Origin of the sequence: Streptococcus gwangjuensis, assembly GCF_028156745.1 — a bacterium.
GTDB classification, from domain to species: Bacteria; Bacillota; Bacilli; order Lactobacillales; family Streptococcaceae; genus Streptococcus; species Streptococcus gwangjuense_A.
On record NZ_JAODJG010000041.1, the window covers coordinates 62,563 to 76,338 of the forward strand.

Sequence of the window (13,776 nt, forward strand, 5' to 3'; positions counted from 1 at the left end):
TGAATAGCCTATTGAACATTGCTTGTCAAGTTAGACAAGAGTCGCTCAAATGAGTATTCATAGGTTTGGATGTCTCCTGCACCCATAAAGACATAAACAGCATTATCATGGTCAAGGAGTGGAGAAACATTTTCAACAGTGATAACTTGGTGTTTCTTGTTGATTTTATTAGCTAGGTCTTCTACCTTAACGTCACCATGGTCTACTTCACGAGCAGAGCCATAAATTTGCGCTAGATAAACAGCATCCGCTTGATTCAAAGCGTGGGCAAATTCGTCCAACAAGGCAATGGTTCTTGTAAAGGTATGCGGTTGGAAGACTGCTACGATTTCTTTGCTTGGATATTTTTGACGAGCTGCATCCAAGGTCGCAATAATTTCTGTTGGATGGTGGGCAAAGTCATCGATAATCACCGTGTCATTGACAATTTTCTCAGTAAAACGACGCTTAACACCGGCAAATGTTTTCAAGTGCTCACGCACCAAGTTCAAATCAAATCCTGCTGTGTAAAGAAGACCAATAACGGCTGTCGCATTCATGATATTGTGACGACCAAAGGTTGGGATGTGGAATTGACCCAATTCTTGTCCACGGAAATGAACTGTGAAGGTTGAACCAGTCGTAGAACGAAGAAGATCGCTAGCTACAAAGTCATTACCTTTTTCTTCAAAACCATAATAATAAATAGGAGCATCAGACGTAATTTTGCGTAACTCAGCATCTTCACCGTAGATAAACAAACCTTTGGTAATTTGTTTGGCATAGTCGTTAAAGGCATTGAAAACATCCTCTAGACTTGTGAAATAATCTGGATGGTCAAAGTCAATGTTGGTGATAATAGAGTATTCTGGGTGGTATGGCATGAAGTGACGCTCGTATTCGTCAGATTCAAAGACAAAATATTTGGCATTGGCTGAACCACGACCTGTCCCATCCCCAATCAAGAAACTAGTGTCCGTGATGTGCGACAAGACATGAGACAACATACCTGTCGTTGACGTTTTTCCATGCGCTCCAGCTACTCCCATGCTGACAAAGTCGCGCATAAAGCTACCTAGGAACTCATGGTAACGTTTGTAGCTAATGCCATTTTGGTCCGCATAGGCAATTTCGACGTTGTTATCTGGACGAAAGGCATTTCCAGCGATAATTTCCATATCACCGTCTAGATTCTTTTCATCAAAAGGAAGAATGGTAATTCCTGCCTGCTCAAGACCACGTTGAGTAAAGTAGTATTTTTCAACATCTGAACCCTGTACCTTATGCCCCATTTGATGCAACATCAAGGCCAAGGCACTCATCCCTGATCCCTTAATTCCGATAAAATGATATGTCTTTGACATGTTTTCTCCCCTATTCCGTAATTCTTGTCAGATTCAACTCTTGGGCAACCTGACGTTCTTGTTCTTTTTGTTGATTCTTTTTATTGTAGATTTGGCTCTTCTTCAGAAAATCATAGTTGTTTTTCTTTGGGCCTGCAGTTTCTGTTTGCTCAGCTGGAGTAGAAATCTGGCTCACTTCTTCCGCCAAGATATAATGAGACTGGGTCAATTTTTGACTATATTTGACAAATTCACCAGGATTTTCCTTTTGGAAAGGCGCGGTAGGTTGATTGCCCTGTCTACCCTGACTTGGCTGAGAATGGCGTCTTGTAGGAGTAATATCCTTAGTCAGATAGCTTGCTGAGCGTTTCTTTTTCAAGTCCGCACGCGCTTCTTCACGCGCCACCTCCGCATAGCTCTTTCCTTCTCTCTTAACTCCTAAACCAGACTTCTTAGGTTTCTCTACTGGCTTTTCAATGGGTTTGACTGGTTTTTCTTCAGTAATAGGGGCCCACTCCAGATAATTCTTATCACGGTATTCTCCCTTGATATTACTGATAAAGTCAGATTCATCATAGAGGTCCATAACCGGCATCTCAGTCAGCATGACCTCATCATCTGAGACCAATGGAAATCGTTCTTCTCTCATTTTCTATTTCCTTTCAACACTTCATTATAGCGTATTGTCTTGATTTTTCAAGTGCTGGCTTCAGAAATTCCCAAAATTTCTCTAATTTCTGCTAGGGTCAGACTGCCACGTGACTCTGTGCCGTCCAATACTTGTGACACCAGATGTTTCTTTTGCTCTTGGAGTTCCTGAATTTTTTCTTCAATGGTTCCCTTTGTCACCAAGCGATAAACCTCAACCGTTTCTTCCTGACCCATCCGATGGGCACGGCCAATTGCTTGTGCTTCCACCGCAGGATTCCACCAAAGGTCAACCAAAATCACTGTATCAGCACCTGTCAGGTTCAGACCGACACCACCTGCCTTAAGGGAAATCAGAAAGGCATCTCTCTCCCCTTGGTTAAAGGCCTTAGTCATGTCTTGTCTTTCCTTGGCTGGTGTTGAACCCGTAATTTTAAAGGAAGTCAAGCCCAAGTCTGGCAGTTCTTGTTCAATTTTCTCCAACATTCCCTTGAACTGCGAGAAAATCAAGACACGGTGTCCACCGTCTGCCACCTGTACCAGCAGGTCTCGGAGACTATCCAGTTTACCACTGGCACCCTGATAATCTTCCATAAAGAGGGCAGGAGTGTCACAGATTTGACGCAAGCGCATCAGACCAGACAAGATTTCCACCCGACTTCGCTGGAATTCCTGATCTGACACTTGAGCTAGACGGTCCCGCATCTGTTGCAACTGGGCTAGGTAGATAGCCTTTTGCTGGTCTTCCAGTTCATTCTTATAAACTACTTCAATCAAATCTGGCAATTCAGTCAGAACTTCTTCTTTCTTACGTCGCATAACGAAAGGCTTGATAAACTGAGCCACTCGCTCAGCTGGCAATTTCATAAATTCTTTCTTGCTTGGCAGAAGTCCTGGCATGACGATTTGGAAAATAGACCACAACTCACCCAGATGGTTTTCAATCGGTGTCCCTGAAAGGGCAAAAACTGACGGCACCACAAATTGTCTCAAGGTCTGGGCAATCTTGGTTTGGGCATTTTTCATAACCTGAGCTTCATCTAAGAAAAGGAAGTCAAAGACCATCCCCTGATAAAGCTCACTGTCCTGACGGAAGGTGGCATAGCTCGTCACATAGATTTGATGGCTCTCAGCAAGAACCGCTTCACGACTAGCTTTCAATCCATGAACAACAGCCACATCCAACTGTGGAGCAAATTTCTTAAATTCATCTGCCCAGTTGTAAATCAAACCTGACGGAGCTAAAATCAAAACCCGACTTTCTTTTGTCACTTGACTGGTCAAAAAAGCAATGGTCTGCAGTGTTTTACCAAGTCCCATATCATCAGCCAAAATCCCACCAAAACCATAATGATGAAGCATTTGTAGCCAGCTAATTCCCTTTTCCTGATAATCACGCAAGTAAGCCTGAACCTGAGTTGCTTGTCGAGGGAAGTCCTCTGGATGTGTCAAATCGTGGGCCAGATTCTGGAATTCCCGTGAAAAAGAAACACGGTCTCGCCCCTCAAAGAGATGAGCTAAACTATAAGCTAAAGATTTCCGAGCCTGCAAGGCACCATCTTTTAATTCAAATTGCCCTAGTTCCTGTAGATTTTGGCGAATTTTTTTGGTTTCGTCATCGAAAAAGTAGACTTGATTGGACGAATCAATGTAAAAATCTTGATTACTAACCAAGGCCTGCATAGCTTGGTCAATTTCCTCTTGGGCAATATCTTGAAAATCAAACTGAATTTCCAAGAGACCTCCCTTAGAAGCAATCTGCACTTGAGGACTCGCTAGGCTATAAAGTTCTTCTAGCTTGTCTGATAGGTCAACATGCCCGAGTTTTTCAAATATTGGAATGATTTCATGGAAGAAATGGTAGACAGATTCCGCTTTTAAGGCCTGACGCCAAGATTGAAAATCTGCTTCAAAGCCCGCAGCCAGACAAACTTGGAAAATTTTTTCTTCTAAGTTAGCATCACTCGAAAATGGCAATTCTTCCAGCTCTTGTCGGCTAGAGACCTGGCTGTCTCCATAATCAAACTGAATTTCTAGACGAATCCGGTTATCCTCTTCCCTGTCAAAGTAAAAAGAGGGAGCAAAAGTTTTGATTTGTAAGCGTTCTGGAGCTGAAATAGTGCCCATCTGGCTAAAAAGAGTTAAACAAGAAGCCAATTTATCGCGGTCACTGCTATCAAATTGCAGGTATTTCTTTCCTTGTTGATCCACAGGCAGCGTTTTGATTTCTTTGAGAAGACGCACCTGCTGGTCTGTTAGAAAATAAACCTGTCCTTTATGGAAAAGTACAGTCCCCTGATAAAAGACATTGACCCTAGGGCTCTCGCTGATTTCCATTTCAAAATAGTCAGAGTATTCTGTTACTGTAAAGGCAAATAGATTGGCATCCGCATTCATATCTTGAAAAAGCAGGGTTTGGTAACTATCTACTTGATGGTCAAATTGAAAATGGGGCAGGGTCATCAGTAAATTCACACCCTGCTCAAAAAAGGTCAGAGGGAAAAAAAGGTGTCGGCCTTGATTTTGGAAAAAGAGGTCTGGAGTCAGTCCTTCCTCCGTTAGTCCGCGCAAGAAAGTAAGAAGCTCTTGACTTGCCTCATCAAAGTCTTCCAAAGACAGAGACTCCTCATAAGTTTTACCAATCATATAAGGTTTTCTCTGTTCGACAACTTTTAAAAAGAGTGGAATATCCCGAATAACATAGTATTTTTGACTATTGACTTGCCCGATTCTCAGAGTCCACAAGATATGATTGGTTCCTGCTTCCACTTGCCCCACAGCCGATAATTCATAGGCACGTTCTGCTTTTGGAGACAAGATTCGGTCCAAAAATTTGCCACCCAAGGTCACCTTAGTTTCAACGGCCTCTTTTTCTTCATGACCTTCTTCCAGACTTTGCAAGATTTCCTGACCACGCTCATCATTTTTCAGAAAATGCTCCAGCGCTGCCAAGTGCACACAGTAGCCCCTCTTTTGGAAAAAATCACAGGCACAAAAAACAAAATCATCCTCTAAACTATAGCGCAGTTCTTCTTCTGCAACACGAGCGTAGAGCCGATTATTCTTTTCCTTGATGATGTCAACTTTACCAGTTTCATAAAGGGCAACGCCTTCGATACGGACTTTCCCCGGAATCAATTTAGCCATATTTCTACCTTTACCTTATCTTTTTATTATACCATATTTTCCTCTATGAAAATAGCCTCCTAGGAAGACTTTTCTCCTAGAAGGCTGGATTATTAAAGTTTGGCAAAAGTCGCCACAATCCGCTGACAAACTTCTTGCAACAGTGTTTTAGGCATGGCTACATTGAGGCGGGCATGGAGACTTCCTTCCTCCCCAAAATCCAAACCACGGTTGAGGATAACCTTAGCTTCATTTCTCAACAGCTCTTGCAATCTTTCATCAGTCAGGTCATAGGCTGAAAAATCAAGCCAAATCAAGTAGGTTCCTTGCGGTTTCATAACCTTGATTTTAGTCTCTTTACCAAATAAATCCACCACATAATTGATGTGGTCTTCAAAGACTTGCTTGAGTTCCTCTAGCCAATCCTTCCCATATCGATAGGCAGCTTCTGTCGCCAAATAACCCAAGCCTGAAATTTCATGTTGATTATTAGCCAACTGGCGTTTCTGGTAAGCCAGTCTCAACTTAGGATTTTCAATGACTGCATAGGAATTTTTTGTCCCCGCAATATTAAAGGTTTTAGTGGCACTGCTCAAGACAATCGCAAAATCTTTGAAGGCAGGATTAATGGTATTGAAAGACTGGTGTTTGTGACCAAAGAGGGCCAAATCTTGGTGAATCTCGTCCGAAACCAAGAAAACACCGTGTTTCTGGCAGAGTTGGCCAATCTTTTCCAAGACTTCTTTTTCCCAAACACGTCCACCAGGATTATGAGGGTTGCAGAGAATGTAGAGTTTGACATCCTCTTCCACCAAATCCTTCTCCAGTTGGTCAAAGTCAATCTCAAACAGACCATCCTTTTCCACCAAAGAATTGGTAATCAATCTACGATTGTTCAACTTGACACTGCGAGCAAAAGGTGGATAGACAGGCGTGTTAATCAAAACAGCCTCGCCTTCTTTTGTAAAGGCTTGAATAGCTGTTGAGATGGCCGGTACCACACCCTCGATAAAGACAAGAGCCTCTTTGTCAAAGTGATAACCATGTTGTGTAGCTTCCCACTTTTGAACTTCCTTAATTAACTCTTCACTAGCATAAGTATAGCCATAGACCAGTTGATCAGCGTAAGTTTGCACTGCTTGGCGGATTTCAGGCAAGACTACAAAGTCCATATCCGCTATCCAAGCTGGTAGGACTTCACTATCCGTTTCCGCCTCTTTCCATTTATAGGTATGGTGCCCTAAACGATTGGGCAGGCTTGTAAAATCATATTTTCCCATCTTTGTCTTATCCTTCTAATGCTTGGCGCAAATCTGCAATCAAATCTCTAGCATCTTCAATCCCAATTGACAAGCGCAAGAGGTCATCAGTCAAGCCATAAGAATGGCGCACTTCTGCTGGAATATCAGCGTGGGTTTGTGTCGTTGGATAAGTAATCAGGCTTTCCACCCCACCCAAACTTTCCGCAAAAGAGAAGACCTTGAGGCTGTTCAAAATATGAGGAATACGTGTTTCATCCGCTACTTTAAAGGAAATCATCCCTCCACGCCCAGTGTAGAGAACTTCCTTAACTGCTGGAGAATCCTTCAAAAAGGCAACCACTTCTTGGGCATTGGCTGTTGAGCGTTCCATACGAAGAGACAAGGTTTTGAGACCACGAATCAATTGATAGCTGTCAAATGGAGACAAGACTGCTCCTGTCGTATTGAGATTGTAGAAAAGTTTTTCGTATAGCTCTAAACTATTGGTCACAACCACTCCAGCCAAGACATCATTGTGGCCTGCTAGATACTTGGTTGCTGAATGAAGGACGATATCTGCTCCATCTTCAATCGGACGTTGGTATATAGGACTATAGAAGGTATTGTCCACCACCACTTTGGCACCCTTAGCATGAGCCAATTTTGCTAGTTTTGCAATATCAAATTCCAACATCAAGGGGTTGGTTGGCGTTTCGATATAGAGAACATCCACATCCTTTTCTAACTCAGCAATCAACTCTTCTTCTGTATTGGCATAGGTAAAATGGAAACGACCTTCCTGCTCCACTTGATTGAACCAGCGGAAAGAACCACCGTAAAGGTCACGGACAGCCAAGACCTTACTTCCTACTGGAAAGACGCTAAAGGCCAGTACAATAGCTGACATTCCTGAGCTAGTCGCTAGGGCATAGTCTGCTGACTCAATAGCCGCCAAGACTTCTTCAGCCTTACTACGAGTTGGGTTTTTGGTACGCGTATAGTCAAATCCAGTAGATTTACCAAACTCTGGATGCTGATAAGTCGTTGAAAAATGAAGCGGCGTCACCAGTGCACCTGTCGCTTCATCCGATTTGATACCCGCCTGGGCCAAAATTGTGTTAATGTGTAATTCCTTGCTCATACAATACCTCCAAATCTATAGTAACTATTGTACCACTTATTTTCATCAACTCATTTTCTTCTTTTCAAGAGCTAGTTATAGTTTCAAACTATAGACTTATCGAGTAAAGCTAAAAAGAATCCAGAAAAGCTTCCAGATTCTTTTGTGACGATGATTGCTAGAGTTTACTTTGACTGAAAGAAATCGTGTTGGGCTAAATAGTCATAATGGTCTTTGTTAAATTGATATTGGCCCACATGCTGACCAATCTGACCGACATCCACGGAAAAAATATAGTCTTCATTTTGATAGTTCCAATTCAGCCTAACTGTATTCAAGACTGGCTTATAAGTAAAATCTTGAACTTGATTCCAAGGCATCTCAAGGACTTGATTAGAGCGATTTTCAATTATATCACTGATGTCCATCAAGTAGATTCCCTTAGGTGTGAAGGCCAGAATCTTAGGCTTCACACTCGACTGAACATAGTAGGAACCACCTATAATGAAAAAATCAATAAAGGATTTCAACCATGTCTTTTTCTTGAAAGCCATCAGAAAATTCTTTTGCCCTTCAATGTGGCAAGTTGAAAGAAGTGATTCAATCTGTTTTTCTGTTGCAAACTCCATAATAGCGCCCATGACCTTACCTCCATAACTATTAGTAAATAGGCAGATAAGAACTCTTCACATAGAAGAAGAACTTATCATTTGTTGCGTTTTATCTTACGTTTATAGTAGATAGCATCCCTCCTATAAAATCGTCCTAGAATGTGCATACTTCAGTTAACACTGGGTAGATTTTCGAAAATAGTTTCTCACGTTTTTGTTATATTCATTATATCATAAATTTAACAAACCAATTAAAAAATGTAAGCACTTTTCTTCCAAATTCGACGTCATTCTATTAAAAAAACGACAGTTTCCTCAGAAACCATCGTTTTTCTTGAAAAATCCTTATTTGACATGTTTTGCCAATTCTTCTTGGGCTTTTTTATTGGATTCTTCTTTTTCTTTCAGCCATTTTTCTTTGGCTTTTTCATATTCTTCTTTTGTGACTGTCTTATCTTGTACTTTGAGGTATTTATATGATTCGACACCTTTATTACCAGCCAATGAATATGGTTCTGAGAAAGGAACTGTTTTTCTCAATACTGGTGTTCCACCCTTAGACACATTTGGAATTGCTAAAGCACTATCTACCAACCACGCTTGGATATCAGCATACTTGTCATAGCGTTTTGCAAGGTCTTGTTCCTTATTAGCTTCTTCCAACATTTTAGTGTAGACATCCAATCCAACAGCCTTGGCCTTGTCATTGGCTTCACCTGGCTCTAAACCTAGATTTTGCAACAAACCACCAGAATTAAGGTTTAAGACATCAAGGTAGGTTGAAGGATCTTGGTAATCAGGACCCCAACCACTGTTGTAAAGATCATAATCCTTCTGAGCTGCTGTCTGAGCCAAATAGCTTGTATTGTCATAATCTTCAGTAGTGAGTTGTTGAATGTCAATTACAACATTTTCTGCACCTAAAGCTGCCTCAATAGATTGCTTCATAGAGTTTGCCTCTTGGACACCCTTTTTAGCAGCTTGGTCAACTGTCATGTCCAAGTGAATAGGGAATTGGACTCCTTTAGCTTGGAGTTCTTTCTTAGCTTCAGCAAATTTAGCCTTGGCTTTTTCAGCATTGTAGTATGGATCTTGGGCATCCGCAAAGTTAATTCCTTGCCATTCTTTACCATAATTGACCATCTTAGAGGCTACTACTTCACCAAAGTCTTTGCCATTGATACTTACGAAGTTTGGAGGAACGACCAAGTTACGCAAAATCTTAGTTGCACCATCTTCTCCCTGAGATTGAGCCCCGTAAGCTGTACGATCATAGGCAAAGTTGATGGCTTGACGGAAGTTTTTGTTAAGAACCGCTTCTTGAGTCGATTTCTTCTCAGCATCACTTGTTTTTGAAGTGAATTTATAAGACTTTCTATCTAGGTTAAAGTTTAAGAAGTAAGAAGTAGCATCTTGCAAGCTATAGATGATATTGTCCTTATTCTTTTCTTTAATTCCTTCAAAACTTGAACTATTTGGATAGAGACGAGCATAACTATAAGCTCCCTCGACAAAGTTACGAGCTAGTGCATCTTGGTCACTACCATCATAATAGGCCAATTTCACATCATCCACAAAGACATTTTTAGCATCCCAATAATTCGGATTTTTCTTGAATTCAATAACAGATTTTGAAACAAAGGATTTCATCAAGAAAGGTCCATTGTACAAAATACTAGATGGGTCTACCTTCCCAAAATCATCCCCTTTTGATTTCAAGAAATCAGCATTGACTGGGAAGAGAATGGTTGACGTTGTTTTTGAATTCCAGTAAGATTCTGGTCGTGTCAAGGTATATTGAACCGTTTGGTCGTCAAGTGCTTTAACTCCAACAGTTGAAAAGTCTGTTGTTTTACCAGTGATATAGTCATCTAAACCAGCAACGGATTCTTGCACTAAGTACAAGGCTTCTGATTTTTTATCAGCCGCATATTTCAAGCCAGTTACAAAATCTTGGGCAGTTACAGGAGCATATTCATCTCCATCTGCAGTATACCATTTAGCATCTTTACGCAGTTTGTAGGTATAGGTCAGACCATCCTTGGATACACTCCAATCCTCTGCCAAGGATGGAATATAGTTCCCATACTGGTCATTTTCCATGAGCCCATCTACCAAATTAACCACGATATCATTAGTTGTTGCACGGTTTTCTGCTAGATAATTCAAACTAGACGGATCACTAGTATAAACATAGTTATATGTTTTTGACGCTGTGCTGGAATTTCCACACGCGCTTAATAAGATACCTGCACTTAATACGACACCTGCAAGCGTTGCATACTTGGCTTTAGACTTTTTCATCTTCAGAACCTCCTGATTTAAATATTTGTCTTATTATACAACTTGAGTTTTATTTAGTCAATAGATTTTTAAGTAAAATTTAAGAAAAATTAAATTACCATCTACAAACTTTAGCTATTATTCTACAAATTAATAAAAAAGAGAATAAATTGAAGATTTTATGGTAGAAATGTTCAATTTATCCCTTTTATTTATAAATATTTTTTAAGTTAACTTTAATTTGATTCGTAAGCGATCTGCTTGAGCTTTTCCAATCACCTTATCCAATAAACGGGTACGGAGACTCATAATTCCATAAACTGCTCCACCCATGGCACCGACAAGAGTTACATATAGAAAACTCCACAAACGCCCACTTGGTTGGAAGACAAATCCCAGTATCCACTGGATAGCACCTACACCGATAAACATAACAAGCGTTAACAAACTGATTAAAATCGTTCTCCTAAATACAACATTACCTCTCATTCCTGTTACTCTGCATAGTTCACGATAAATGAATAGAATAGGGATGATAAGAGCGATTGATGTTGAAATCAAAGGACCATAACTGTGAAAAAGATAAATTGTTGGTAATTGCAAGACTAGCTTAGCAACCGAACCATAGAAAAAGTAACGGATCGCTTTACGATTATGGAACATAGCCTGAAGCATTGGTGACAAAACCATATATACACCCAAAATGGTTGACTGTAAGACTGCAAAGATAAACAAACCTAATGCCAAACTATCTGGCTTCCCGTAAAATATGGTATAAATAGGTTCACCGACCATGACCACTCCCACCGTTGTAGGAAAAAGAAACAATAGAAGCATAGTTAGATTATCTTGAATCAATTTAGAGGCAGACCTCAAATCACCTTTAACATAGTTTTCGGTCAAAAGTGGCAAGCCTACACCACCAATCGAAACTCCTAAGGAAATCAAAATCATAGTGATTTTATTAGGATTGGCTGAGAAATAAGAAAACATGACAACCAAGTCTTCATTACTATAGTTGGTAAACCAACTCATACTATTGATGAAGGTCATCTGGTCCAAAATCTGGAAGAGCTGGATAGCAGACCCTGTCAGGATAAAAGGAATGGCTTCTTTAATGGTATCGACCAAAAGACGCTTACTATTAATCTTATCTCCTGCTTCAAGGACTCTTTTGAGTAAACCTTCTTTGGCAAGAAAATAAATCAAGACTGCAAAACTGGCTACCATGCCGACAAAGGCAGCAAAGGTTGATTGGGTAACCGCTGCTAGATAATCTCCTGAGCCCATTTTCATAATCATAAAGGTAGCCAAGAGCATCCAGATAACACGAATGACTTGCTCAGCAATTTGGCTCATAGCATAAGGTTTCAGGTTATTCATCCCTTGGAAGAAACCTCGGATAACACTCATAGATGGGAAAATCAAGACCGCCCAAGCCAAGCTCTGCATGATGGGGATCAAGTCTTTGCCCACACCCGATAAGTCTGCTAGCCAAGGAGCAAAGAGATACAAGACTAGTGCAAAGACCAGACCAAGTCCCGTCATAAAGCCTAAAAAGCTCCGAATCAGGGCAAAGCTATGCTCTTCTTCTCGCATGGTATTGTACTTAGCCACTTGCTTAGCCACCGCAACCGGAATACCCGCTGTTGAAACCAGCAAGAACCATGCATAGATATTGTAGCCCATTGTAAAGAGGCCATTTGCTGTAGCCGCATAAGACCCCATCCAGATATACCAAGGGATAATATAAATAGCCCCGAGTAGGCGACTGATAAAGTTACTAGCCGTTAGCCAAGCAGTCCCCCGTAACATCTGGGCCTGCTGGTGATTGTTTTCGTTAGACATAGATTCCTCATTTGATTTTAATAACTAGGAAAAATTCCTCATCTTCCATTATAAACTTTTCCTTGTCACTTGTAAATTTACGACTTTCAGTTTACAATAGAAAGTATGATTAAGATTGAAACCGTATTAGATATTTTAAAGAAAGATGATCTCTTCCGTGAGATTATCAACCAAGGACACTACCACTACAATTACAGCCATGTCATATTTGACACCATCTGCTATGACAGCCGTAAAGCCAAAGAGAAGAGCCTCTTTTTCGTCAAGGGCGCTGCCTTTAAGAAGGAATTTCTGATGTCAGCCATCTCTCATGGCCTCGGTTGGTATGTGGCTGAAGAAGACTATGAAGTTGGTATTCCTGCCATTATCGTCAGTGATATCAAGAAAGCCATGAGTTTGGTAGCTATGGAGTTTTATGGCAATCCACAGGAAAAACTTAAACTCCTTGCCTTTACTGGAACCAAGGGTAAGACAACAGCAGCCTATTTCGCTTATAATATCTTATCTCAAGGGCATCGACCGGCTATGCTCTCGACTATGAACACAACTCTAGATGGCAAGACTTTCTTTAAGTCTGCATTGACAACCCCTGAGAGCATTGACCTCTTTGACATGATGAATCAAGCTGTGCAAAATGACCGTACTCACCTCATCATGGAAGTATCCAGTCAGGCCTATCTGGTCAAACGTGTCTATGGCCTCACCTTTGATGTGGGAGTTTTCCTCAATATCAGCCCAGACCATATCGGACCGATTGAACACCCTAGCTTCGAAGACTACTTCTACAACAAACGTCTCTTAATGAAAAATAGCCGAGCAGTCATCATTAACAGTGACATGGACCATTTTTCTGTCTTAAAGGAACAAGTGGCAGACCAAGACCATGATTTCTATGGTAGTCAGTCTGATAACCAAATCGAAAATTCCAAAGCATTTAGTTTTTCAGCTACGGGTAAACTCGCTGGAGATTATGATATCCAACTAATTGGACACTTCAACCAAGAAAATGCAGTTGCTGCTGGACTTGCCTGTCTCCGTCTCGGAGCTAGTCTTGAGGACATCAAAAAAGGAATCTCTGCAACCCGTGTTCCTGGTCGTATGGAAGTCCTGACTCAGAAAAATGGTGCCAAGGTCTTTATAGACTACGCCCACAATGGTGACAGTCTCAAAAAACTAATCAATGTTGTTGAAACTCATCAAACTGGAAAGATTGCTCTGGTTCTCGGTTCGACAGGAAACAAGGGAGAAAGCCGTCGTAAGGACTTTGGCCTCCTCCTTAATCAACACCCTGAGATTCAAGTTTTTCTGACTGCTGATGACCCTAACTATGAAGACCCAATGGCCATTGCGGATGAAATTAGTAGCTACATCAATCATCCTGTTGAAAAAATTGCGGATCGCCAAGAAGCCATCAGGGCAGCCATGGCTATCACAAATCAGGAATTAGATGCTGTCATTATCGCTGGTAAGGGAGCCGATTGCTACCAAATCGTTCAAGGCAAGAAAGAAGCCTATCCAGGAGATGCAGCCGTCGCAGAAAATTATTTATAAGATAGTAAAAAATCAAGGGAAATGAA

9 protein-coding genes are annotated in these 13,776 nt (G+C 41.0%); 1 reads left to right on the forward strand and 8 read right to left on the reverse strand.

Annotated elements, in window-relative coordinates; genetic code table 11:
* Positions 1-8 precede the first annotated feature (8 nt).
* From murC to N5909_RS09640, 8 genes are all read right to left on the reverse strand, one after another.
* Complete coding sequence (gene murC, locus N5909_RS09605; protein WP_265465205.1) at positions 9-1,343, reverse strand: UDP-N-acetylmuramate--L-alanine ligase; 1,335 nt, start codon at positions 1,341-1,343, stop codon at positions 9-11.
* A gap of 10 nt (positions 1,344-1,353) precedes the next feature.
* Entirely contained in the window at positions 1,354-1,971 is a 618-nt protein-coding gene (locus N5909_RS09610; RefSeq protein WP_265465204.1) for a cystathionine gamma-synthase, read from the reverse strand.
* A 47-nt stretch (positions 1,972-2,018) separates the two neighbouring features.
* Complete coding sequence (locus tag N5909_RS09615) at positions 2,019-5,117, reverse strand: DEAD/DEAH box helicase (protein WP_271631192.1); 3,099 nt, start codon at positions 5,115-5,117, stop codon at positions 2,019-2,021.
* A 92-nt stretch (positions 5,118-5,209) separates the two neighbouring features.
* On the reverse strand, positions 5,210-6,376 hold the full coding sequence (locus N5909_RS09620) for a MalY/PatB family protein (protein ID WP_271631193.1): 1,167 nt from the start codon (positions 6,374-6,376) through the stop codon (positions 5,210-5,212).
* 7 nt (positions 6,377-6,383) lie between these two features.
* Positions 6,384-7,478 carry a cystathionine gamma-synthase gene (locus tag N5909_RS09625; RefSeq protein ID WP_271631194.1) on the reverse strand — a complete coding sequence of 365 codons (1,095 nt, stop codon included), beginning with the start codon at positions 7,476-7,478 and terminating at the stop codon, positions 6,384-6,386.
* A gap of 164 nt (positions 7,479-7,642) precedes the next feature.
* The gene (locus N5909_RS09630; protein ID WP_271631195.1) at positions 7,643-8,098 is read right to left on the reverse strand and encodes a hypothetical protein; all 456 of its coding nucleotides are present in this window, start codon (positions 8,096-8,098) and stop codon (positions 7,643-7,645) included.
* A gap of 315 nt (positions 8,099-8,413) precedes the next feature.
* Positions 8,414-10,372, reverse strand: coding sequence for a peptide ABC transporter substrate-binding protein (locus N5909_RS09635; RefSeq protein WP_271631196.1), 1,959 nt, complete (start codon positions 10,370-10,372; stop codon positions 8,414-8,416).
* Between the two features lie 204 nt (positions 10,373-10,576).
* The gene (locus tag N5909_RS09640) at positions 10,577-12,199 is read right to left on the reverse strand and encodes a putative polysaccharide biosynthesis protein (protein ID WP_271631197.1); all 1,623 of its coding nucleotides are present in this window, start codon (positions 12,197-12,199) and stop codon (positions 10,577-10,579) included.
* A gap of 105 nt (positions 12,200-12,304) precedes the next feature.
* On the opposite strand from N5909_RS09640, the gene N5909_RS09645 reads away from it, so the two are divergent.
* Entirely contained in the window at positions 12,305-13,750 is a 1,446-nt protein-coding gene (locus N5909_RS09645) for a UDP-N-acetylmuramoyl-L-alanyl-D-glutamate--L-lysine ligase (protein WP_271631198.1), read from the forward strand.
* The last annotated feature ends 26 nt before the right edge of the window (positions 13,751-13,776 follow it).